Origin of the sequence: Bacteroides graminisolvens DSM 19988 = JCM 15093, from assembly GCF_000428125.1 — a bacterium.
GTDB lineage: Bacteria > Bacteroidota > Bacteroidia > Bacteroidales > Bacteroidaceae > Bacteroides > Bacteroides graminisolvens.
This window is the reverse complement of the sequence record NZ_ATZI01000001.1, coordinates 720,768-744,728: the sequence shown is the minus strand read 5'-3', so window position 1 is coordinate 744,728 and position 23,961 is coordinate 720,768. Positions and strand designations below refer to the sequence as shown.

Here is a 23,961-nt window from a genome sequence, read left to right as displayed (position 1 = left end):
TAGTATGTTAACTGCAAAAGAGATTAGAGAATCATTCAAGAATTTTTTCGAATCGAAAGGACATCAAATTGTTCCTTCGGCTCCAATGGTGATTAAAGATGACCCTACGCTCATGTTTACGAATGCGGGGATGAACCAATTTAAAGATATTATTTTAGGTAATCATCCGGCAAAGTATAAGAGAGTAGCCGATTCACAGAAATGTCTTCGTGTAAGTGGTAAGCATAACGACTTGGAAGAAGTAGGTCATGATACCTACCATCACACCATGTTTGAGATGCTAGGTAACTGGTCATTTGGAGACTATTTCAAGAAAGATGCCATAGAGTGGGCCTGGGAATACTTGGTTGAAGTATTGAAGCTGGATCCTAATCGTTTGTATGCAACTGTATTCGAAGGCAATCCGCAGGAAAATCTGGAGCGCGACAATGAAGCCGCTGCTATCTGGGGACAATTTCTGCCGGCCGACAGAATTATCAACGGAAACAAGCACGATAACTTCTGGGAGATGGGTGATACCGGTCCCTGCGGTCCCTGTTCGGAGATTCATATCGACTTGCGTAGTGATGCCGAGCGTGAGGCAGTTAGCGGACTGACACTTGTTAACCAAAGCCATCCGCAGGTTATTGAAATATGGAACCTTGTTTTCATGCAATACAACCGCAAAGCCGACGGTAGTCTGGAAGGCCTCCCTGCCAAAGTGATAGACACCGGTATGGGCTTCGAACGCCTTTGCATGGCTCTGCAACAGAAAACATCAAACTATGATACCGATGTTTTCCAGCCCATTATTAAAGAAATAGCCCAAATGGCAGGAATCCAGTACGGAGCCGATGCGCAAAGCGACATTGCCATGCGCGTTATTGCCGACCACATACGTACCATTTCATTCTCCATAACAGACGGACAGCTGCCCTCGAATGCCAAAGCCGGATACGTAATCCGCCGCATTCTGAGACGCGCGGTGCGTTACGGATATACCTTCCTCAATCAGAAGCAAGCGTTCATGTACAAGCTCTTACCCGTGCTTATCAGCAACATGGGCGATGCCTACCCCGAGTTGGTGTCACAAAAAGGACTGATTGAGAAAGTAATCAAAGAAGAAGAAGAATCCTTCCTTCGTACGTTGGAAACAGGTATTCGTTTGCTCGATAAAACGATGAGCGATGCCAAGGCCGCAGGTCAAAACGTGATTAATGGTAAAGACGTGTTTACCCTATATGACACGTTTGGATTTCCGCTTGACCTCACCGAGCTCATTCTGAGAGAAAATGGAATGACTCCGGATATTGAAGAGTTCCATGCCGAAATGCAGAAGCAAAAAGAGAGAGCCCGTAATGCAGCAGCCGTTGAAACGGGCGACTGGATTGTGCTCAAAGAAGGAACCACCACATTTGTTGGTTATGATTACACCGAGTACGAAGTATCCATTCTGCGCTATCGTCAGGTAAAACAAAAAAGCCAAACCCTGTACCAGTTGGTGCTTGACTACACCCCATTCTATGCAGAGAGCGGAGGTCAGGTAGGAGATACCGGTGTGATAGTAAGTGAGTTCGAAACCCTTGAAATAATAGATACCAAGAAAGAAAACAACCTGCCGGTACACATTGCCAAAAAACTGCCCGAGCAACTAGATGCTCCCATGATGGCATGTGTTGATACCGATAAGCGTGCAGCTTGTGCAGCCAACCACTCGGCAACCCACCTGCTCGATGAAGCATTGCGTGAAGTATTGGGCGACCACGTAGAGCAAAAAGGCTCCTTGGTCACTCCGGATTCGTTGCGTTTTGACTTCTCACACTTCCAGAAAGTAACCGATAAAGAAATTCGCGAAGTAGAACACCTGGTAAATGCCAAAATACGTCAGAACATACCGTTAACAGAATACCGCAACATCCCCATAGCCGAAGCCAAAGAGCTGGGCGCCATTGCCCTTTTCGGTGAAAAATACGGTGATGAAGTGCGCGTCATTCAATTTGGCAAGTCCGTAGAGTTCTGCGGAGGCACACACGTGAAGGCAACCGGTCACATCGGCATGATGAAGATCGTATCAGAAAGCTCAGTAGCAGCAGGTGTACGCCGTATAGAGGCCTATACCGGTGCACGTGTGGAAGAGATGCTTGACACCATTCAAGATACGCTGACCGATTTGAAAGCCCTTTTCAACAATGCTCCCGATCTGGCTAATGCCATCAGAAAGTACATTGACGAAAATGCCGGATTGAAGAAGCAAGTCGATGAGTTTATGAAAGAGAAAGAAGCTCAGATCAAGCAAACCCTTCTGAAGAACATCCAAGAGATTAACGGCATCAAAGTGATAAAAACCTGCATGCCCATACCAGCCGAAGCCATTAAGAATATAGCCTTCCAGTTGCGTGGTGAAATAACAGAGAACCTATTCTTTGTTGCAGGTACTGTTGACGCTCAGAAGCCGTTGCTTACCGTTATGCTCAGCGACAACCTGGTAGCCGGCGGACTCAATGCCGGTAAGCTGGTTAAAGATGCTGCGAAGCTTATTCAGGGCGGTGGCGGCGGACAAGCCCATTTCGCTACGGCAGGAGGCAAGAACGTTGACGGTTTGCATGCAGCTGTTGATAAAGTGATAGAGCTAGCCGGCATTTAATATATTCGGTATTTGAATAGCCGAAGTTATTTAGGCTTGTGTAACACAATGAGGGGCTGTCCTGGAAGTAGGATAGCCCCTTTTTTGCTTTACTAATTTCCACAGGACGGCAATAAATTTTATTATCAGGCATAAAAGTATTATCTTTGTCCACAACATAATCTAAGATTCTACAATTATGCTCGAAACACTTCTTCAATCATCTTACTTCTCACTCTTTTTAATTATTGCACTGGGCTTTATGCTGGGCAGAGTTAAAATTATGGGACTTTCGCTGGATGTATCGGCGGTCATCTTTATCGCTCTTTTATTCGGTCATTTGGGAGTAGTCATTCCCAAAGAATTGGGAAATATCGGTTTGGTACTGTTCATCTTTACCATCGGTATACAAGCCGGACCGGGTTTCTTTCAGTCGTTTCGCTCCAAAGGTAAAACCTTAATCATACTCACCTCTATATTGGTGGGATCAGCATCATTAATAGCTGTTATCGCTAAATATATCCTAGATATTGATACGCCTAGTGTCGTGGGACTTATTTCCGGTGCGCTGACCAGTACCCCGGGACTGGCGGTAGCCATTGATACGACCAATTCGCCCGCGGCTTCCATTGCCTACGGAATTGCTTATCCTTTTGGAGTTATCGGTGTTATTCTATTCATTAAACTACTTCCGAAAATGATGCGGATTGACATACAAAAAGAAGCACAATTGGTGGAGGAACAAAGAAGAGATATGCATCCCAAACTATCAACGGCTTCATTCCGCGTAAGCAATGCCAATGTATTCGGCAAAAGTCTGGCACAACTCAACGTACGCAGCATGACGGGAGCTGTTGTGTCCAGAGTCAAAAGCGGCAACAAAACCATTATTCCGGTAGCCTCAACCGTTTTGCTGGAAGGCGATCTGATTAAGGCCGTGGGCAATGAGCAGTCGCTGGAACAACTTGCCATATTAATGGGCGAACGCGTTGATATTGACTTGCCATTGGGAACTACACAGGAGCTACAATCTTTGTTGCTTACAAATAAAGAAATAATCAACAATACACTAGGTTTCTTAAATCTTCAAGGAACATTTGGCTGCACCGTGACACGAGTTCGCCGAAGCGGTATTGATCTTTCTCCGGAACCAAATCTGGTACTCAAATTCGGCGATAAACTGATGGTAGCCGGAGAACGTGAAAGCGTAAAACAACTGGGACATTTCATTGGTAACGATGAGAAACGATTGTCGGATACAGACTTCTTCCCCATTGCCGCCGGCATTGTTTTAGGCATTTTATTCGGCAAGCTGAGCCTCTCCTTTTCCGATTCATTCAGCTTCTCTTTCGGCCTAACGGGAGGCATCTTGATGGTTGCCTTGATTCTGAGTGCCATCGGCAAAACAGGTCCCATAGTATGGACCATGTCGGGTGCAGGCAATCAATTGTTGCGCCAACTGGGACTGCTTCTCTTCTTAGCCGAAGTAGGGACATCGGCCGGCGTTAATTTGGTTTCTACTTTTCAGGAAAGTGGCTTAACCTTGTTTGGCGTAGGTATTGCTGTCACCTTACTACCCATGATTATAGCAACATTAGTTGGACATTTTATCTTCAAAATTAATATCCTCGACTTGATAGGAACCTTAGCCGGAGGAATGACCAGCACCCCCGGACTGGCAGCAGCCGATTCGATGTCGGACAGTTCGGCACCGAGTGTGGCTTACGCCACGGTCTACCCCATCGCCATGGTTATCCTGATTCTTTTCATTCAACTGATTGCCAATGTGGTTTATTAGTACTTACATGCTATACGTATGTACACTCACCCCTTGTGCCGAAGGCAGGTAGTTAATACCATACCAAGCCATTTGCAGTAAAAGAAAAGAGATAAGTAGCATGATCAGTGCAATTGAATATGAAGTCTTGCGATGTAACCGATAATGAATATAACTTAGGTAACAAAACCAAGTAATGGCCGCCCAGGTTTCTTTGGGATCCCAGCTCCAATAATGTCCCCAAGCCTCTTTTGCCCATAACGCACCGGATAAAAGTCCTAACGTCATAAAGGAGAATCCTATCTGCACCAAGTTATCACACATATCCATTTCCATTGCTGCCGGACGTTTGTTTTTTCTCAAAAGCAGGTACAGCGCCATAACAGTAGCCGCACCCAGCATCGCATAGGCAAACATATAAACAATTACATGAGGCACAAACCAAGGACTTTGCAAAGCAGGCATCAAAGTCTTGTTATGGATATCGGGTTTTAACAAATTCACGCCAATAAAAACCAGTGCCAGCACAGTGCTGAAGGAAAGAATCCATTTATACCTCCAGCGCAGGTACGTCATAAGACCCACCAAAGGAAGAAAAAAAGAATACCACAAACGGGTCTCACCCATCGTACGCATGGGAGGACGTTCCAATGACACCCACAATCCGATGATAAATGCCGCAAAAATCAATAAACCCGCCAAGGTAAATCCACAGGCCTTCGCAATCCTATTTCCTCGCCAGGCAAACCATGCACCCGCCAGCCAGCAACAGAAAGCCGGTAAGGCAAACATCCAAAAATCAGTCCAGCTTATCATGAACACCCTCCTTCCTTTTTTGAAAAACAAACAAAGCCAGTGCACCGGCAATCATCATGAGTATACCCGTATACACCACGGGCAACCATGGATCTCTCACCAGCTGAAACACACTGACATCACTCCAGCGCCCTTTACTTTCATCATAACCCAATTGATAAATCTTCCATCCGTCTACCTGTACGGGCTTATTGACTTCAATCACTTCACGAATGGTTTTGCCCGATTCCGTGTAGACCGTCACATCCGAATAAAAACGCTTAGGCTCAGGTTCCGGCATTACCAAACTGACTTTATCATTTAAACGCATGGCTTTATAGGGAAACATATAATTACCGCAACTAACCCATCCTTCATGTGTATCGCCTGTTTTTCTATGACTCACCCGAATATACAAAGCCATTGTGGCCCCCACAGAATGAAACTCCACGTATTTCAACGTATCACCCGTAGGCACACCAGCCGCCATGGGCAGTTTAGTAATAACTGCCACATCCCAGTCGAGAAGCTTTCCTACAGCAGCACTATCTTCTACCAAAAAATGATCCGGCTTCCCCTTGGGTAACATATCGCCGGTTTCATTGTCTATCAGCATCAGCTTAGGCGGATATTCTTCTATGGAAAACTCATGTAATTCAATAGCCAAAGGTAGTTCCAACACATCCCCCCGTTCATTAGTTGCCATCCACTGGGGACGCCCCACTAACGTATTCATCTCAAGTTGTTGAATATCTGCGCTGCCCAAAACCGCACCGGTAAGGGCAATAAGCAACCCCAAGTGATTAAGTACAAAAGGGATGTCCTTCCATTGGGCAGAGAAAAGCCGTAGAAAAACAGTCATGCCCAACACCGCAATGAACCAAACGAATAGAAATGCAAAAGCCCAGTTAGATAACATCTGTGCAAAGCCGGGCCAGGCATCTCCTTCGTGCATGTAACCGGGTAGTTGTTTCACTAATCCCATAACCAAGGTCAGTAAAGCCAAAGAAGAAATGGAAGAGATGGCAGCCTGATAACTGCTCAGCCATCGCAAAGCAGCAAACTTTCTTCGAAAAAAGTGCAACAGAAGTAACAAGAGAAAAAAGACAACGGCAGCCAATAAATTGATCGGATAAGCCAGTGTTTCGAGGTGAAAGCCTCCTACGGCAGCCTGCAATGACAAACCAGTCAGAAATAGTCCTCCACAAATGACGTAACCTTCTTTATACCCCCAGGGTTGTTTCCACATACTATCAGATATTTAATTAAGAACCACCGTCACGACGCGGGCAACGGTGGTTCTGCAAACATAGCTATTTTTATTATATCTGTGCCAATCTTCCTTTGGCTTTTGCTTTTTCAAGCCATTTGGGAACAGTCACTTTCAGGAATTGTTCTTTTTCCTGATGTTCCTTTTTCATATCCAATCCGATGTATTGCTGTGCCTTCTCTTTGGTTGAAATATCGGGCATCGGCACATCACCGGTGAAACCGTTTTTAGCTAGTACTTTGGCAATAGACAAGCGAGCCTGTAATGCCCTGTCTAAACCATGTCCCAGAATACGTTGTATTTCCTGAGGAGCATGGAAAGAAGCCCCATGCGAAGCAACGGAGAAATCCCAGCGCCACTGTGCCTGACGAATCAGCTTGAGTACATCCTTCATTTGTGCTTCGGTAGCACCTTTGTCCCAAGCGAATTTGGCTTCTATGTGAGCTTTAGCCAGTTCTTGCTCCAACCTGTTACGAGCCTCATTGGCTTTACGCTGACGTTCGTACACATTGTTACGCAATGTCTCTTCACTTTCTCTGTGGCACACCAGACAAGTGCGGTCAATCTTAGCCAGCGGACTTTGCACATGGTGATCGCTGTACTTAATGCCTCCTTCCGCCATATAAGGCATGTGGCAATCGGCACAGGAAACGCCCCGTTGTCCGTGAATACCCATCTGAGCAATTTCAAAATCAGGGTGTTGCGCTTTGATGACAGGCGTCTGACTCAACGCATGCTTATAATCATAAAATTCGGCCTCATCGTAATACTCTTCAATTTTCTCGGCGGTAATACCTTTATCCCACGGGAAAGTCAGGTAATTGTCACTTTTACGAAAATAATATTCTACGTGACATTGAGCACACACCAGTGAGCGCATCTCCTGCGGAGTAGCCTCATCGATATTCTTTCCCTGACGGGCAAATGCCTCACGCAGAGCCGGTCGACTGATATGCAGATTCATCGTTTCCGAATCGTGACAGTCGGAACAACCGATAGGGTTCACGATTTCGCTTCCCCAAAACGCCCATTTCTTGTTATAAAAAGAATCAACTCCTACAGCCTCCATCATCCGTGGTACGTCCGGACTTTTGCAAGTCCAGCAGGTAGCCGGTTGCGGACCATCATGATCACCAGTAGGTGCACCGGTACGGAGCGTGCGATGCACATCCTCAATGGCATGCATGTGTCCGCGAGGCGTTGTGTAGTCTTTAGAAAAAGCATATCCGGCCCATAGAATGACCATTTCCGGTCGTTGAGCCAGCACATCAACAGCTTCGCTGCCGTTGAACTCGCTTTTAAAGTCAGTCTCTGCAGTACGCAGCCACGTGGCATATTCTCTGGGATAATTATCCTTGAATATTTCATTGCGCGGTTCAATGCCTTTAATATCCACCTTCTTGTTATTAAAGACACTTGCCACCTCAGCTCTGTGTTCCAGCATAGAGGCAACTACCAGACCAAGTACAAATACAACAACCATTGTTCCGGCGAACAACAGCCACCCTTGCCAGGTTTTGAGTTTTCTTTCCATATCCGCTATATTATTTTTTCATTATTTTCTTCAACCATTGAGGTACCGGTGATTCCGGGTAAGGAACCAACGCATTGGGAGTTGTCGAAAGACTCACCTTGCCATGCCCAACTTCCTTGTGACAATCCCAACAAGCCTTGCCCTCACCAACCTGAGTCTGCATGTAAGAAAGGCGTCCGTCTTTTACAAATTCAGTATTCAGCTGAGTATGGCAACGGATGCAGTTGTTCATAATAACCTCTGAACTTTGAGGAATTGCCTGAATAACCTGAGGTTCCGTATTCGTAAGGAACACAGCAGTATGGCGCGTACCGTCCATCGCCTTGAACAAATACTTCCGAAACATATTTTCATGAGGAACATGGCAATCATTGCATGTGGTGTTACGACCGTGTGAACCGTGTGCCCACGTATCATAGTAAGCGCCCATGAGGTGACAGTTAACGCAGGCCGACGGATCATCTCCCAAGTAGGTATGAGCCCTTAGCAGATACAGGAAAAGAAAACCACCACCGAAAATGAATCCTGCGGAAACAACAAGAAACAGCTTCAACCTGTATGAAAGAGTTATAGGTACTTTTTTCATAAAACTATTAGATTCCGTAACGGTGCTAAAATAAAAAATCTATTCCGTAAAAACAAGTAAAGAGTAAAAAAAATAATTAGTTTTGCAAAGAATCCACAAAAAAGGACACTATGCACCTCTACCCTATTATTCTTGTTGCCATAAGTTGCTTATACTGCCAACCAACCCGGAGGCAGTCAGCAACACCCCGTGTAATCATTACAGCTCCACAAGGTTATGCCCAACGGTTGGAAAAAGCACTGCAAGAAAAGGATATTGCAACTTATTCTTGTCCCATGATAGAAACAAAAGTACTACCTGAAGAAGCCAAGATGAATCAATTCCTGAAAGAGATGCAGAACTATGACTACATCGCCTTCTCGAGCCGCAAAGCCATTGAATCTTTCTCCATTGCATTGGCAAAACATCCGGAGGCTAAACTGTATTTGCAACAAATAACGCTCTGCGCCATTGGTAAAGATGCCGAATATCTTAAAAAGGAATTGGAAATAAGCGATGTATTATTACCCGACGAAGCCAGTCCCATGGGCATCGTTGCCAAACTAAAAACCCGGCCGGACATCAGCGGAAAGCGAATAGCCGTATTGGCTCCTTGGGTAAAAGACATACCCGAACCCGATGTGGTACCCGATTTTATGCGTGCACTCGAAGCCATTCAAATGCAAGTAACACGCATTGACGCTTACACAACCTGTGCCAGCGAAGAGAACATACAAAACCGGTTTGCCGAACTGATCCGGACAAAGACAGCAAGCTGCCTTGTGTTTACCAGCGGAGCCGAAATTGAGGTCGCCTTGCAAACGTGCAAGAAGCACCACCTTTCAACCGACAGCCTTGAGATTGCCTGTTTCGGCCCTTACACAGCCGCATACGCAAGAAAAAAAGGGCTCAAAGTAAGCATTGTAGCGCAAGACTTTAGTGCTTTTACAGGATTGGCAACGGCCATCCATCAATATTATCAGAATAAAAAGTAGACTTATTTATCCAGATACTCCCTTTTATAAATATCAAAACAGAGAATAAACACCGAGATCAGAAGCGGGCCAAAGATAACTCCCATAAAACCAAACAGCGGTAAACCGATGACCACACCGAACACAGTTATAAGCGGATGAATGTTGGCCATTTTCTTTTGCAGCATGAAACGAATAAGGTTATCAACATTGGTGATGATAATCAACGCGTAGGCAGCCAGTCCGGCAGCATTTACCCAATCGCCCAACAGCGCCATGTATACAACAAGGGGCAGCCAGATAAGAGCAGTACCAACCAGCGGAATAACAGTAGCGAAACAGGTTAGGAAACCAAAGAGCAGTGCATTGGGTGCCCCGAAAATAAAGTAACCCGCCATAGCAATTCCTCCTTGAATAACAGCCAGCAAAGGAATTCCGATAGCGTTGGAAGTCACTATACGATTCATTTCCTTGAGAACCGATTTCCTGTCGGCTTCTCCAAAAGGAAGAATGCTGTACACATACTCCTCCATTTTAGAACTACCTATGAGCATAAAGAAAAGGATAAAGACCAATACAAAAAGATTCATGATCAGTCCACTGACATTGCCTAGAAACGATTGAGCCAGCTTCGTAAAAAACGATGCAGCGGCCGACATATTTTCTTCTTTGAACAGTTCATAACCTGTTTTTTCACGAATAACCTGCACGGCATCTTCTACAGAAGACATGAGTACGGCAGGATCCAGATTCAACGTCTGCAACTCACCAATGAGAAGCCAGACAAAAAGAGACAACGGAATCAGGAAAAACAAAACAGTTTCGCCAATCAATAAAATGGCAGCCAAACTGCGTTTCATCTTTTTCTTTTCGGAAAGATATTTCATCTGTCCCCTTAACAGCGCATAAATGGTTACCGCACCCAGAATGCCACTCAGAAAGGGAATCAGACGAACGAAAAGAATTCCTCCCAGTAAAAGGATAATAATGATTAGTGAATATTTCGTATAGCGTTCTTTCTCATTCATAGAATCAAGTTTTTAGTTTCACAAATTTATAAATTATCACTTTATTCGTATCAATACCATCCGATTATTTTAAAAAGCTTCGATTTTATTCCTATTTTTGCAAACAGATTCATTTATTACCAAACTGAAATTATGCGCTACAAACTTTCTGCGCCTTTGCAACCGAAGGCCGTCATAGAACTCCCCGCTTCAAAAAGTATCAGTAACCGAGCACTTATTATTCATGCGCTGGGACGCGGAACAACTGTGCCGGCTAACTTGTCGGATTGTGACGATACCCGGGTAATGATTCAGGCACTCACAGAGAATCACGATGTAATTGACATCTTGGCGGCGGGAACGGCCATGCGGTTTCTTACGGCTTACCTCTGCGTAACGCCTGGTACACGCGTCATCACCGGTACGGCGCGGATGCAGCAACGCCCCATTCAGATATTGGTAAATGCTCTTCGCGAATTGGGTGCGCAGATTGAGTATGCCGGCAACGAAGGGTTTCCGCCTTTACGCATTACGGGCGGTGAACTAAACGGCCAAGAGGTTACGCTGAAAGGAGATGTCAGTTCACAATATATTTCGGCTTTGCTGATGATAGGACCTGTGCTGAAAAACGGACTCACGCTTCATTTAACCGGAGAGATTATTTCTCGTCCTTACATCAACCTGACGTTGCAACTCATGACCGACTTTGGCGCAAAGGCTGAATGGATCTCGGAGAACTGCATTCGCGTGGCTCCTCATCCTTATTCGGATACGGCTTTCCGGGTGGAAAGCGATTGGAGTGCAGCCTCTTATTGGTACCAGATTGCAGCGTTGAGTTCGCAGTCGTCCATTAAGCTAAAGGGACTTTTCGAAAAGAGTTATCAGGGCGACAGCCGAGGAGCAGCGGTGTTTGCCAAATTGGGCATCGCAACGGAATTTACCGACGGAGACGTCATACTCCGCCAAACCAGTGAATATCCCGAACGACTGGACGAAGATTTTATCGACATACCCGACTTAGCACAAACGTTCGTGGTAACGTGCGCCTTGCTCAATATTCCTTTCCGCTTTACAGGCTTGCAAAGTCTGAAGATAAAGGAGACCGACCGCATTGCTGCCCTCATAACCGAAATGGCTAAGCTAGGTTATGTTCTGCGCCACGAAAACAATTCCGTATTGATATGGAATGGTGAACGATGCGAACCGCATGCCACAGCTGTTATCAGCACATACGAAGACCATCGCATGGCCATGGCATTCGCTCCTGCAAGCATTGTCTTTCCGCAGATACGCATAGACGAACCTCATGTGGTAAGCAAATCGTATCCCAACTATTGGAACGATCTTCGTCTGGCCGGTTTCGGAATAGAAGAAGAGTAAAATCAAAAAAATGAAAGACAAACGTTACACAGTAAATTGGAGTCGCTCTGTAAAGGCACTAACCATAACATTGAGCATTATATTCGTGTTAACGGAGTTATTTCTCCTGATTGCTTCTTTCAATTTTACTGATGATTGGCATGATAGAGCTTGGTGTTTGTTTACCTTCATCGTTATACTTTCTGTTAGTGCGTACACGATGGCACTAACACCGTTATCCATATCATTAACTCCAGCTGAACTGATTCTTTATAGACCAATCGGTAAAAAGATGTTTCCGATAGATTGCATTCAGCATATCGATGTATACAATGAAGAAGCAGGAATCAGGATATTTGGGAGTGGTGGTTTTTGGGGATTCGTCGGCTTGTTCTACTCTAAACAACTAGGCAAACATTCCGCTTATGTAGGTGATTACCATGAAGCTTTTTATATCATTTTAAATTCAGGAAAGAAGGTGGTTTTAAGTTGTGAAAACAGAGATTTCATTATCTCTTCAATAACCAAACGCAACGCACCTAATAGTCCCAAACAACCCACTAACTAAGTCATTTGCTACTTATGACTATTTCGTCACAGGTACCTATGCCATTCGTCCCCGCATGCGGTGATTTACGTCCCCGCATGCGGGGCCATTCGTCACAGGTAGCGGGGACGAACTGTTTATAAAGAAGAATGACCTTAGTATACAGGCACTTTGGCCTTATATACAGGTCATTCTGATGTTAGCATATACAGAAGCCGGGGATTGACCGGCGGCTTTTATTTTTTGCGTGCAATTTGCAAGTTCGACTGGCGTGCGTATCCTATGCGGAAGTTCAGCGGTTTGGGATCGGCTTGCTCGTAGGCTTCACGCAATTCGGGTTGTGCATATTTGCCAAACATCGAAATGGGTTTCTCAAAAGTACCGTAAAGTGTTACGTCCCACTTCTCTGTATCGTAAAATGGTAAAGGAATTCCGGAATCATCTTGAAGTACAGCCGAAGTATGGTTCAGTATGCCTTCACGAATTCCCGAGAAATAAGTCATGTGCATCAGGTAAGAGGCCGATTTGATAAACGTAACCGTTGTGCCTGCATCAAACTGATTAACATAAGCCGTAAGCGCTTTGTTGCGGGGGAAACCACCGTTGCTCAAATCTGCCTTGAGGTAATAAAGCGTTTGCAGTTTGTTGGTTCCGTGACGAAAGTACTTAAACTCAACCATATCGCTTTGTTCGATGGGCTGTCCGTCTTCTTTCGTATCAGTGATTGCGCCTTGTTCGGTGAGGCGCACATTACGGATGCTTACAATTTCCCTGCCCGAGCGCACCATCAGCACAGAGATAATAGGTATTACTCCGTCAATGGTGTCGTTAAACAGTTCTTGTTTCATGTCGTCCGTGCGGAAGAAGCTGAGATTCAGAATGTCCGATACGGCATTTTGGTAGAGCTTATAAGTTTCTTTAGAAGGTTTTTCTATTTTTGTCGGCGAACCGGTTTTCTCCAGTCCGATCAGGAAATAGGTATTCATCTCGGGGAAAAAGGTGTTGGGAAAGAGGTAATCCGGACCGCCAAAGGGATAAAATACCGTACGGCAGTTTTCATTGATGTCACTCAACTCCTTCTCCGTGAAAGCAATGAGCCGTGGGGCAGTTTGCTGAAAAGCATTCCATATCTGCTCCATGTTACGGGCGTGAGCCTTCCACGTATCCGATTGCGAGAGTTCATATAAACGACCCGTTTCGTTACGCACCGGCAATCCGGCAACAAAACGCGCAGCATCAGTCAGAGCCTCATCGGCAACTAATTTGGTTGTGTCCGCAGGCAGCGTATCGGTCTGCTCAACCGATGCACTCACCGGCACAGCAGGTTTCTTTTGTCCGCAGGCTGCCACAAGCAGCAAGGCGAAACTCCATGTTAAATAGTTCAGCGTAGATTTCATATATACGTATTGTTTTACTGTTTTTTATAATGTACTATCAATTGATTCATCACGTAAACCATCATTCCCGAAAGCAAAGTGCCGGCGCTCATCAAACTCATCCACATCACCGTTTGCGTATGCTCCACAAACGTATTGTAGTAATCTTCATGAATCAGGTACACAACCGACCAGAGAATGAGCGCAATGAAAAGAAGCGGCACTACCGGATAGCCCCATGTGCGGTACGGGCGAACCACGTGAGGGAAACGATGACGATGAACAAAGAGTCCGGCTACCGTCATCAAAGCAAAGAACGACAAGGTAACGCCGGTATATTTGGTAACCAATTCAAAAGAATCGGTAATGATAAGTAATGCACTGATGCCATACTGTACCCAAATGGCGACAAAAGGCGTACCACCTGCCGATTTACGGGCCAAGGAACGTAGAATATACGTATCTTCTCCCATGACTTGCGACACCCTGGGCCCCAGAAAAGCCATGGAGCTGATGCTCGACACCAGCAGCAAAGCAATGAGCAATCCCATCAGGTTGCCACCCCATTCGCCAAAGATATAACGAGCGGCAATCAGTCCCACTTCCACTTGTCCTTGCATCGCCTCCACCGGAGCGGCAAACAAAAACACGGCGTTGAGCAGCAGATACAAAATGGTAACAATAACCGTACTGATAAACAGAGAGCGGGGAATGGTACGTTGGGGTTCGCGAATTTCGTTAGCCATGTAAGCTGAGGCGTTCCAGCCCGAATAAGCGTAATAAACCCAGATGAGCGACACGGCAAATCCTGTTGAAAAGACATCGTCGAAAGAGAACGTTGCCGCAGAGAAACCGTCGACTTGTCCGTGAGGCGGCAAACAAAAACCGCAAATAATAAAGACGATGATGATGAGTATCTTGAAGAAGGTAAACACCCGTTGCAGGGTCCCTCCCATTTTTACATCGTAAGCATGAATCAGTGTTACCGCGGTGAGCACAGTGATTGCCGTTGCCAACGGGTCAAAAGCCGGAAACATTTTATGCAGATAAGTGCTTAATGCCATGCACGCCAGAGCAACCGGAGCAGCGAAGCCCACAATCAGTGAGGCCCAACCCGACATGAATCCCAAAAGCGGGTGATAAATTTCGCGCAGATAATGGTACTCTCCTCCCGAGCGAGGCATCACCGCACCCAGTTCTCCGTATACCAGCGCGCCGCACAAGGCAATGATGCCACCAAGCAGCCACAACAACATCAACGAAAAGAAGTTCGTGGTGCCCAACAGTTGAAATCCCAACGAGGTAAATACACCGGTACCAATCATATTGGCAATAACAAAAGCCGATGCCGTAACCAATCCGAACTTATATGTGCCGTATTTGTTCTTATTCATGTTTTAACTCTGACAAGGTGCAAAAATACAATTAAATAAGTAACTTTGCAGAAATTTCTTGATTAATTATGTGGATACTGATCATTGGTTTACTGGTACTTGCCATCGTAGCGATGACTGCCGGCTATATACGTAACAGAAACATACAAAAAAAAATAGAAAAAGGTGAGCTGAACGACTTCCCCGATATTGTGGAAGCAGATGCCGAATGTTGCGGTCAGCACGAAATATGTGAAAAGGATAGCTTACTGGCTGCTGTAAGCACACAGATTGAATATTATGATGACGAAGACCTGGACAAATACATCGGCAAGGATCCCGATAGTTATTATCCGTATCAGGTAGATCAGTTTCGTGATATTTTTTACACCATGCAAGATATCGACGTGGCCGGCTGGGTAAGGAGTCTTCAGTTGAGAGGAATCAACTTGCCCACGGAACTGAAAGACGAGATTTTTTTAATCATTGGTGAAAGAAGACACTAATCACTGTATATGACAGAGCTGATTCAATATACTTTTTTTCAACATGCTTTGCTGGGCGGACTCCTGGCAAGCATTGCCTGCGGCATCATTGGTACTTACATCGTGACCCGCCGATTGGTTTTTATTAGTGGCGGCATCACGCATGCTTCGTTTGGCGGCATCGGAATCGGTTTGTTCACCGGAATTTCTCCGCTGCTCTCTGCCGCTGTTTTCTCTGTCTTATCGGCCTTTGGTGTAGAGTGGCTCAGCAAGCGCAAAGACATGCGTGAGGACTCGGCCATTGCTGTGTTCTGGACACTCGGCATGGCGCTGGGTGTTATGTTTAGTTTTCTTTCGCCCGGCTTCGCACCCGATCTTTCGGCTTATCTCTTTGGGAATATCTTAACCATTACCGTAACCGATCTGGCTATACTAGGCGTTTTGGCATTGGTGCTCATCGTGTTTTTCACTCTGTTCATTCATCCCATCATTCATGTGGCTTTCGACAGGGAATTTGCACGTTCTCAAGGTTTGCCCGTGGCATTCTTTGAATACACTCTCATGCTTTTCATCGCATTGACTATAGTAGCCTGTTTACGAATGGTAGGCATTGTGCTTGCCATATCGCTGCTCACCATACCGCAAATGACGGCCAATCTATTTACTTATAAGTTTAAACGAATTATCTGGCTATCGGTTATCATTGGTTTTCTGAGTTGCATGGGCGGTCTTTTCATTTCTTACTTTCTGAATGTGCCTTCGGGAGCTTCCATCATTTTCTTTTCTATTCTGATTTACGCTGTCTGCAAGGTAGCAAAAAGCATTTCAACCAGAATACAGAGAGAAGAAAACAAGAAGTTATAAACAGGACTAAAGGAAGTTATTAACAAGAATCCAACAGTTATCAACAAGCAATAAACATTAAAAGCATCATATATGGAAATAAAGATTCAATCACTCGATCAGATACATGAGGCAGCCAAAGAATTTATCGCTGCAATGGGCGAGAACACTGTATTTGCTCTTTACGGTAAGATGGGAGCCGGTAAAACAACGTTTGTAAAGGCTGTATGCGAAGAGCTGGGCGTAACGGATGTGATTACCTCGCCAACCTTTGCCATTGTCAATGAATACCGTTCTGAAGATACGGCAGAATTAATTTATCATTTCGATTTCTACCGCATCAACAAGCTGGAAGAGGTTTACGACATGGGTTACGAGGATTATTTCTACAGCGGTGCGCTTTGCTTTATTGAGTGGCCTGAGTTGGTTGAAGAACTACTTCCGGGAAACACCATTAAGGTAAGCATTGAAGAGCAGAAAGACGGAACCAGGACTGTTACGCTGAACCAATTATGAGCCCGCAATATTTTGTTCAGGGTTTGTTTGCCTTAGCCGGCATCGTATCTATCCTAGCTGCTGTTTTGAATTGGGACTGGTTTTTCAATACACAGAACGTGCAGTTTATTGTAAAGAACGTAGGGCGCAAACGCGCCCGACTGTTCTATGGCATACTGGGATTGATACTAGTTGCCACGGCCATATTTTTCTTTTTTCAGAAAGAGTCTATCTGATCCGTCACCTTTATTTCCTGAGACTTTACCGAAGCATGTCCAAATTGATAGCCCATTCCGCTATATATAAATAGGAGTCCGATAGCCTGTCCGAAGAACAGAAACAATGCCATGAAGCCTGATAGAATGTTGAAGCCGACACTCGCAGACTCTGTCGCTGCGTTTTCACTTAACGAAAACACATATTCCACCATGGTAACAATATACCAGGGAGCACTGGCAGCCAACTGTATCAAACCGGCTATGATTGCCATCACCAAAAGGACTGCAAAAACGCCACCCCAGGTAATGAAACCCATGCGGTATGACGAGGCAAGTGTTTTGAAGAAGGATTGTTTCTCGAGCATATAAGCCGGCATAAGCAAAGCAAGAGGCAACATAAATATAAATAAGAAAGGTATAAAAGCCAATACAACCCAAGGAGAAATACCGGCCAAAAGCCCCATAAGCAAGGCTATAACAAGACCCAGTAAGATATGAAACGCGAACAAACGCAGTCCCTTAAACACATTGCTTACGTAAAGAGGTTTCAGTTCTTGGAAACGAAGTCCGGCCAATCCGCCTTCTCTTTCGTGATTCAACTTCAACAGTGAGAAAAACAAAGCGATAAGACAGGTACCGGCACCAACAGAGACCAGCATCATGCCTCCGTACAAAAGCAGGTGTTTTACACCCAGCAGACCGGCTATTGCAACCACGTCAGTAGAATCAGCGATGGCGGCAAAATCAATTAAAGCTCCCGAAAGCATCCACATTAGGATGGCTTGAATAACATTCCAGGGTAATATAAGCAGTGCCATGAACTTCAACAGACACTTCAGGTTGTTTTTCACAAAATCTACAGAGTAATTCAGCGTATCACCCAACGAACGTTTGGCGTAGAAAAGTCTTGCAGTTTCTTTTTTTTCCATGTTTTTAAAATATAAGTAAAGGTTAGTATAAGAAAAAAGGGAGAAATAACCTTTAGCTTACACTAAAAGTAATTCTCCCTTTATTATTCGTAATCTGTGAAACCGGATTATTCCACCTGCCCCAATGATTCACCAAACTCCATCTCTCCCTGAACGACAAAGAGGATTTCTTCGGGATCATATTCTCCCATTTCATCTTTCTTTGCTTCAGCAACAATGTAGTTGGCTACTGCTTCAAGATCAATTTCCACGTAACCGTCAGCATCGGGTTCTCCTTCGAGGACTCCGCTTTCAATGTAATACTCGTCAATCAGGTCAATGAAATAATGCAATTCATCGTCCGAGAATTTAGCTTTCAATTCTTGCGGTAAATACGCCTTGATAAATTCAATAGTTTCTTCATCATCTGCGTATTCCGGCAGAATGTCTTCTTCCTGTTTCATGTTCTTTTTATTAAATTAATGCTTTGATTTTTGCATCGAAAACTGCTTTACTCACAGCACCTACCTGCTTATCGACAATTTCGCCGTTCTTAAAAAACAAAACGGTAGGAATGTTACGAATACCATATTCCGCGGGCAAATCTGCATTCTCGTCTACATCACATTTACCAATAACAACCTGTCCTTCATATTCCTTTGCCAGTTCTTCAATGATTGGGCCAACCATTTTACAAGGACCACACCAAGGAGCCCAAAAGTCAATCACAACAGGTTTTCCCTCAGATAACACGCTTTTTGCATTAGCGTCTGTAATTTCTAAAGCCATATTCTTATAAATTATATTAGTTAAAATAGTATTCTTTCATCAATAGCATAACACCGATAAAGTTACTAAAGTTTCGAGAACCGTGTAATAATACACATAAAAAAATCAATTTATGCTAAAACTTAATTCCGGATTCTCCTCCAGATACAACACCAGCTCTTTGCCAACCGACAGTTTAACCGGGCGCGATAGAAACTCTACGTGCGAACGATTTTCCGGATCGGTTACCTTGAAATATAACTCCGTATTACCCGGATGTTCCTTGGTCAGCACACTCAAATCGGCAATCATTTGTTTGTTTAACTCGGGCAACGGAATGGTAATCGTTATCTTATCAATGAGCCTTTCCTTTACATCGGGCAACAACTCCATGGATGTGATCTTTAATTCCAGCTCTTCCTGACGCCATTGTTTGGGCTGGCAACGAGCTTTCATGTAAAGAAACGTACCTTCATTCAGATATCCCTGATAGGTTATCCAGTCGTTACCGAAGAACGGTATTTCAGTTGAGCCCGAATAGTCTTCTATCCGTGCAATGCCGTAAGGATTGCCGTTTTTACTGGTTCCCCGCCGCACACTAGTCACAATGCCTCCCATCGTAATTTCTCGTCCGGCTAGTGCTGGTTTATTATCCAATTCGTCCATGTGCGTATTACATACATGCTTCAAAACAATGGCATATTCATCCAGCGGGTGAGCCGACAAGTAGATGCCCACCAACTCTCTTTCCTTGTTCAGTCTCTCCAAATCATTCCAACGAGGAGCCAACGGAATTTCGGGAGTGGCTACGTCTACCACATTATCTCCGCCGAAAAGCGAATTAGTAGCTGTTTCTTTGTCAACGTTATTATGGTTTTGGTAGTTCCTTATCGGTTGAATCAACACTTTTGGCCTGCTGTTTTTAGTCCATTTGTTCTCGCGCTTTATTTGGTTGAAATTCTTTTTGCCCCCTTCTGCGGTCAGTTTTTGTTTGTTCTTTTTTTTGCAGGCCTTGCGGTTGGCTTGTTTTCCAGAATTGCGTGTCCCTTTGGTGGGGTTGTTATCTTTGCGTTTCTCAACAATATTTTTCACCGCCCCTTTGGCCACTTTCTTTATGGCTTCCTTTCCTTCCGGTATGTTGTCCACTTCTTTTTTTTTATTTTTTTTCTTAGTCTTGTTTTTCTGCGTTCGTTCTACTTTTCTTTTGATTGCCTTTCATTCTTTTGTCAGGTTAGTGGTTTTTGTGTTGTTTGCCTTTTTGTGCTTCTTGTCTGTGGTTCTATACTTGGCCTTGTAATTTTCTTTGAGGTCTGTTGTTTGTTGTGCCACCGATGCGTGTTTGGTGTTTTGGTTTTTTTTTTTTTTTTAAGGAGCAATGTTCTTCCCTTCTTCTGCTATCTTTTTAATTCCCTTTGGTTTTTGTTTGTTGTTTTGTTCGCGTTCCGTCTTCTTCGGTTTTTTTTGTTTTAGCTTATCTCTTTCCTTGTTTTGTATTTTTTTTTTTAGTGCTTCCGTTTCGGCATGTGTAAAGTTTGCCGCCTTTCGGGTGTAGTTCATGTTCTGTTCCTGCTCCCCCGTTCTTCCGTTTGTTTTTTTTTGTTTGTTCTCCATGTCGGTTCTGTTGTTTTCTTTTTTCTTCTTTCTGTGTTTAGGCTCCGTTTTGTTTTGGCTTTTTTCGCTTGGACCCGGTTTGTTCTATTGATTCCTTTCTTTTCGGTCCTGATCATTTTTGGTCTCTTTTTTTTTTAGATTTTTTTTCTTAGTAGCCGATTTAGCGTTTTTGTTACCGTTGGTTGGAGCTTTCCTTTACAACTTTTATGTAGGCGGGTCTGTTGTGTTCATTGTTTTTATATCGATTGTTCTGTCTTTTTTCTTGTTATTTTTCTCGTCTTCTTGTTTTATCTCTGTTTGTGTTTTCAGCCCCTGAAGGTCTGTTTTGCTCATTGTCTTATCTTCCATGTCGGGACTTTCTTCGTGGGTTGGGAGCGTGTTTTCGTGCTTTTCGTTGTCGTCTGCCGTATTTGCAGGCAGCGGTTGCGTAATGTTGTGGCTTGAGTTTATTTTTCCTCAGTTCTTTTGAGCCTTGCTCTTCCCGTTTCCTTCCAGTGTTTTGGTTTATTTAATTGTTTCGGGTGCTTGCGGGTTTGGCGGCATTTGAGCCGCTTTTAGTTGGGGTGCCTACGCGCTGTCGTTCTTTATTTTTAATTTTTGGTTGGGAATCTTCTCTGGCACTCACTTTGGTAACCTTTCGGTTTTTGGGGGTGGACGTTTGTTCTCTTTCGTGGGATCCTTGATGGGTAGCTTGGGTGTTTTGGTTTGATCCTTCGTTTTTTGCGCCAGGTTTTGCTTTTGCTCTTTTTCCGTTGTCCATCGCTTCTCCTCTTCTTGGGCGTCATCTTCCGTGTCTTTGTGATTATGAGGCACTTTATTACGGTCTGGGTTCAGTGATTGCTGATTCGTTGCCTGATATTTGGTGGGGTTCTTTTTTTTAGTTCTTGCTGCGTGATCCTCATCTGTTCCCGCTGCCGATGCGTGTGGTGGTCCCCCTTTCTTTTCTTTGTTGTGGGGCGCTGGGATGATTTGCTTCTGTGTCTGGTCGTAACTTGGGGGATCCCTTTTTTTTTTGGTTTGCTGTTCAGACGTTGTCTGCTTTTTCCCATCATGTTCTAAAGGATCGGGATGTCTTTTTTTTGCTTCGTGAAAAGTTCGTTTTTTGGGGTGGTTTGGTTCTGATTTGCTCCTGTCCGGGTTGTCATCGCCTCCTGGCTTTTGTGTCTTTTCTTCCGGGGCCTGGTGTGGTTGTTTTAGGTTTCGGTTTTCTTCCGGGGTGATTTCATTATTATGTTCTTCCTTAGGATGGTTTTTCGTGTTGTCTTTCTGCGTTCTTGGGTTCTGTGTATTATCGAATGTGGGTGTATTCGGTGCTTGATCTGTTGCCTTCTTCTTTACGTTCTTATGTTTGTGTACCGTATTTCTTTATGCTTCGGTTCGATCGGGAAGGATATGAGCCATTTCTTCCGGGGTTTTTGTCGGCTCTTTTTTGGTGTAGTGCTTGCTGTTCGGATCTTTTTTGTGTTTTTCGGTGGTTTAGTCTTTCTTGTGGTGATGGTCGTCCGCATTTTCTTCGCTTGGTTTTTGTTGTTCGTTGGTGTAATTTAGCTTGCCATTCTATTTTTTTGTCCTTTTGCTTGAATGTTTGTTGTCTTTGTCGTTTATCTGCTGGGTTTGATTTTTGGTATTGGGTTGAGTTGCTTTGTGGTGTTTCTTTTCCCGGTCGTTCTTTTCCCCTAACCGGTTCTTGTGCCGCTTTTTTTCTTGTTGGTTTTGGTCGTGTTGGCCCTGATTTCTCTTTTTGGGATTTTCTTGTCTTGATTGATCCGTTTTACCACTCCGTTGTTCATTTTGTTTCTCCTGTTCGCTCCTTTCGGTTTGCTGGCGCGTTTATTATCCTTCTTTCGGGGGATTTTATACCAGTTTTGTCCTTTTTTTGTTTCTTTCTTTTTTGTTGGCACGCTCCTTTCTTTGATTATCATTGTTTTTGTGTTTTTCTTCCTTTTTCTTGATCGTGGTGCGTGCTAGTTTCTTTTCCTTGTTTTTAGTCGTTTTGAAGTTTTTGCTTTTAGGTTTTTCTTGTTTCGCTTTTGCTTCTGCATTTGGTTTTTGTTTTTCGGCACTATCTTCTTCTTTCTCCAGTGTTGTCGTCTGTTTTTTCTGTTTTTTGATTTCACGATTGTGGGGATCCTTCTTTTTGTTCTCGTAGTTTCTTCCCTCTTTGGTGGGATCCTTTTTTCTGTGATCCGTCCGCTCTATTCCCTTCGTACGTTTGTCTTTTTCCTTGTTGGTTATTGCTGTTACTTTGGCTTGGTCGTCGGGCCTTGTATCTTGCGTGTTGGTTTGCAATTGTACAAAGTTTCTCATCTGTTATTGTTCTCGTATATAGGGTTCTTCAGTGTTAATTTCCTTTGTTTTTTCGTGCTATGCTGCACATTTGTTTTCATGTTATGCTCCCGTTTGTTTTCTGTGCTTATTTACTTTCTTGTTTTTTAGGATAGGGATGCTTTTGCGCTTTGTTTTTTTTGTTTGCGTAGGTTGTTCTTTTGATCTGGGTTCCTCTGCTTTGTTTATTGGTTTTAGGTCCGCATCTTCTAATTTGTTGGTTTCTGGTCTTGTTGGGGGTGTTTTCCGCTTTCTACTATTTTTTTGGGTTTCTACTACTATTTTGTTTGGTTTTTTCTCTTTGCGTTATTTTCTAGTTGTTGGTTGTGCTCTTCTTGTTTTGTCCCTTATGTCTTTTTGGTCTTTTACCCGCTTTCTTCTTTGTTGCGCCTGCTGGTGGCACTCTTGTTGCTCTTGACTCGTTGTATTCCCGTGGGTATTTCGAATTTTATGGTTTCCTGGTTTTTTTTTTCGTGTGGCTCCTTGGTGTTGTTGCGATTTGGTCTGCTGTAGTTTTTCCTGTTCCTTTGGTAGGCTGTTTAAATGGTTGTTTTGTGGTTGCTTGGTTGCGTCAGGCCTGTAGTGTGTATTTACGCTCTACGCTTTTTATTGACTCTCTTTCTTGAACGTACGTGTTTGCCCTTCCGGTTTCTGGTGGTGTGTCCTGTCGCATCGTGCCTTCTTGCTAGGCTGGTTTGGTATGGTCTCTCGTTGATGCGATTTTTTTCATCTATTTGGTGTGGTGTGTTTTTTTTTTTCTGCCGTTGTCTTTTGTGCTGTTTGTTCGTGTGTGGCTTTTCCTCTCTTGTATGGTTTCTTTTCTAGCTAGTTTTGCGTGGTATCTCTCTGTCCAGTGTCTTCGTTTGGTCTTTTTTGTTGTTCGTACTCTTTCTGAGCTTCTTCTTCGGCTTTGTTGCGCGTGTTCTGTCTTTTGCTGTTCCCTTTGATTTTTCCCTCTTGTTTGTCATTTTTTGCGTCGTCTTTGCTTTTTTTGATTGTATGCTGGGATGTGTGTTGAAAGCTCTGTGGCTTCTCGGTTCGTTTCTTGCTTCTCTGGCTGACGTTGTCGTTTTTTTCGTCGTTCGGGCTTTCATGTTGTTTTGACTTCTTTTTGTCCTGCCGTTTCCCG

At 44.2% G+C, this 23,961-nt stretch carries 22 protein-coding genes and 2 pseudogenes; 9 read left to right on the top strand and 15 right to left on the bottom strand.

Annotation, left to right across the window (positions count from 1 at the left end):
* Nucleotides 1-4 precede the first annotated feature (4 nt).
* Together alaS and C511_RS0103185 are read left to right on the top strand one after the other, a co-directional pair.
* On the top strand, nt 5-2,623 hold the full coding sequence (gene alaS / locus C511_RS0103190) for an alanine--tRNA ligase (protein WP_024995875.1): 2,619 nt from the start codon (nt 5-7) through the stop codon (nt 2,621-2,623).
* Between the two features lie 178 nt (nt 2,624-2,801).
* Complete coding sequence (locus C511_RS0103185) at nt 2,802-4,400, top strand: aspartate:alanine exchanger family transporter (RefSeq protein ID WP_024995874.1); 1,599 nt, start codon at nt 2,802-2,804, stop codon at nt 4,398-4,400.
* Between the two features lie 3 nt (nt 4,401-4,403).
* Here C511_RS0103185 and C511_RS0103180 read toward each other — a convergent pair whose 3' ends face one another.
* The 4 genes from C511_RS0103180 to nrfH all read right to left on the bottom strand — a co-directional run bounded on the left by C511_RS0103180 (nt 4,404) and on the right by nrfH (nt 8,564).
* Nucleotides 4,404-5,192 (bottom strand): cytochrome c biogenesis protein, encoded by a 789-nt coding sequence (locus tag C511_RS0103180; RefSeq protein WP_027317811.1) that lies wholly within the window; start codon nt 5,190-5,192, stop codon nt 4,404-4,406.
* Nucleotides 5,179-6,423, bottom strand: a complete 1,245-nt coding sequence (locus C511_RS0103175) for a cytochrome c biogenesis protein ResB (protein WP_027317810.1) — start codon at nt 6,421-6,423, stop codon at nt 5,179-5,181. The genes C511_RS0103180 and C511_RS0103175 overlap by 14 nt, the downstream gene beginning before the upstream one ends.
* 73 nt (nt 6,424-6,496) lie before the next feature.
* Complete coding sequence (nrfA, locus tag C511_RS0103170; RefSeq protein WP_024995873.1) at nt 6,497-7,978, bottom strand: ammonia-forming cytochrome c nitrite reductase; 1,482 nt, start codon at nt 7,976-7,978, stop codon at nt 6,497-6,499.
* Between the two features lie 10 nt (nt 7,979-7,988).
* The gene (gene nrfH / locus C511_RS0103165) at nt 7,989-8,564 is read right to left on the bottom strand and encodes a cytochrome c nitrite reductase small subunit (RefSeq protein WP_024995872.1); all 576 of its coding nucleotides are present in this window, start codon (nt 8,562-8,564) and stop codon (nt 7,989-7,991) included.
* Nucleotides 8,565-8,674: 110 nt separating this feature from the next.
* On the opposite strand from nrfH, the gene C511_RS16115 reads away from it, so the two are divergent.
* Complete coding sequence (locus C511_RS16115; protein ID WP_024995871.1) at nt 8,675-9,538, top strand: uroporphyrinogen-III synthase; 864 nt, start codon at nt 8,675-8,677, stop codon at nt 9,536-9,538.
* 2 nt (nt 9,539-9,540) lie between these two features.
* Here the strand turns inward: C511_RS16115 and C511_RS0103155 are convergent, their stop codons facing one another.
* Nucleotides 9,541-10,545, bottom strand: a complete 1,005-nt coding sequence (locus tag C511_RS0103155; protein WP_024995870.1) for an AI-2E family transporter — start codon at nt 10,543-10,545, stop codon at nt 9,541-9,543.
* 132 nt (nt 10,546-10,677) lie between these two features.
* Between C511_RS0103155 and C511_RS0103150 the strand changes: the two genes are divergently transcribed.
* Together C511_RS0103150 and C511_RS0103145 are read left to right on the top strand one after the other, a co-directional pair.
* Complete coding sequence (locus C511_RS0103150; protein ID WP_027317809.1) at nt 10,678-11,904, top strand: 3-phosphoshikimate 1-carboxyvinyltransferase; 1,227 nt, start codon at nt 10,678-10,680, stop codon at nt 11,902-11,904.
* Between the two features lie 10 nt (nt 11,905-11,914).
* On the top strand, nt 11,915-12,451 hold the full coding sequence (locus C511_RS0103145) for a PH domain-containing protein (protein WP_027317808.1): 537 nt from the start codon (nt 11,915-11,917) through the stop codon (nt 12,449-12,451).
* A 215-nt stretch (nt 12,452-12,666) separates the two neighbouring features.
* Here C511_RS0103145 and C511_RS16110 read toward each other — a convergent pair whose 3' ends face one another.
* A complete protein-coding gene (locus C511_RS16110; RefSeq protein ID WP_024995868.1) occupies nt 12,667-13,827 on the bottom strand; it encodes a hypothetical protein in 1,161 nt (386 codons plus the stop codon).
* 14 nt (nt 13,828-13,841) lie between these two features.
* Nucleotides 13,842-15,200, bottom strand: coding sequence for an APC family permease (locus C511_RS0103135; protein ID WP_027317807.1), 1,359 nt, complete (start codon nt 15,198-15,200; stop codon nt 13,842-13,844).
* A gap of 68 nt (nt 15,201-15,268) precedes the next feature.
* Between C511_RS0103135 and C511_RS0103130 the strand changes: the two genes are divergently transcribed.
* The 4 genes from C511_RS0103130 to C511_RS0103115 all read left to right on the top strand — a co-directional run bounded on the left by C511_RS0103130 (nt 15,269) and on the right by C511_RS0103115 (nt 17,238).
* The gene (locus tag C511_RS0103130; protein ID WP_024995867.1) at nt 15,269-15,685 is read left to right on the top strand and encodes a hypothetical protein; all 417 of its coding nucleotides are present in this window, start codon (nt 15,269-15,271) and stop codon (nt 15,683-15,685) included.
* Between the two features lie 9 nt (nt 15,686-15,694).
* Nucleotides 15,695-16,528, top strand: coding sequence for a metal ABC transporter permease (locus C511_RS0103125; RefSeq protein WP_024995866.1), 834 nt, complete (start codon nt 15,695-15,697; stop codon nt 16,526-16,528).
* A 72-nt stretch (nt 16,529-16,600) separates the two neighbouring features.
* On the top strand, nt 16,601-17,023 hold the full coding sequence (gene tsaE, locus C511_RS0103120; RefSeq protein ID WP_024995865.1) for a tRNA (adenosine(37)-N6)-threonylcarbamoyltransferase complex ATPase subunit type 1 TsaE: 423 nt from the start codon (nt 16,601-16,603) through the stop codon (nt 17,021-17,023).
* Nucleotides 17,020-17,238 (top strand): immunity 17 family protein, encoded by a 219-nt coding sequence (locus C511_RS0103115; RefSeq protein WP_024995864.1) that lies wholly within the window; start codon nt 17,020-17,022, stop codon nt 17,236-17,238. Before tsaE ends, C511_RS0103115 begins: the two co-directional genes overlap by 4 nt.
* On the opposite strand, the gene C511_RS0103110 is transcribed toward C511_RS0103115, so the two are convergent.
* The 8 genes and pseudogenes from C511_RS0103110 to C511_RS17155 form a co-directional block, all read right to left on the bottom strand.
* Nucleotides 17,220-18,149: a hypothetical protein gene (locus tag C511_RS0103110; RefSeq protein WP_024995863.1), complete on the bottom strand. Its 930-nt coding sequence runs from the start codon at nt 18,147-18,149 to the stop codon at nt 17,220-17,222. The two genes, C511_RS0103115 and C511_RS0103110, sit on opposite strands and share 19 nt — an antisense overlap.
* Before the next feature lie 107 nt (nt 18,150-18,256).
* Complete coding sequence (locus tag C511_RS0103105; RefSeq protein ID WP_024995862.1) at nt 18,257-18,592, bottom strand: hypothetical protein; 336 nt, start codon at nt 18,590-18,592, stop codon at nt 18,257-18,259.
* 10 nt (nt 18,593-18,602) lie between these two features.
* Entirely contained in the window at nt 18,603-18,929 is a 327-nt protein-coding gene (gene trxA, locus C511_RS0103100) for a thioredoxin (protein WP_304523492.1), read from the bottom strand.
* Nucleotides 18,930-19,022: 93 nt separating this feature from the next.
* Nucleotides 19,023-19,988: pseudogene (locus tag C511_RS17170) on the bottom strand (OB-fold nucleic acid binding domain-containing protein); the annotation flags it as partial.
* A gap of 273 nt (nt 19,989-20,261) precedes the next feature.
* A pseudogene (locus C511_RS17165) lies at nt 20,262-20,576 on the bottom strand (hypothetical protein); the annotation flags it as partial.
* Between the two features lie 135 nt (nt 20,577-20,711).
* Entirely contained in the window at nt 20,712-20,855 is a 144-nt protein-coding gene (locus C511_RS17755) for a hypothetical protein (RefSeq protein WP_154657471.1), read from the bottom strand.
* A 160-nt stretch (nt 20,856-21,015) separates the two neighbouring features.
* Complete coding sequence (locus C511_RS17750) at nt 21,016-21,267, bottom strand: hypothetical protein (RefSeq protein WP_154657470.1); 252 nt, start codon at nt 21,265-21,267, stop codon at nt 21,016-21,018.
* A gap of 1,094 nt (nt 21,268-22,361) precedes the next feature.
* Nucleotides 22,362-22,814 (bottom strand): hypothetical protein, encoded by a 453-nt coding sequence (locus C511_RS17155; protein WP_051260436.1) that lies wholly within the window; start codon nt 22,812-22,814, stop codon nt 22,362-22,364.
* Nucleotides 22,815-23,961: the final 1,147 nt, after the last annotated feature.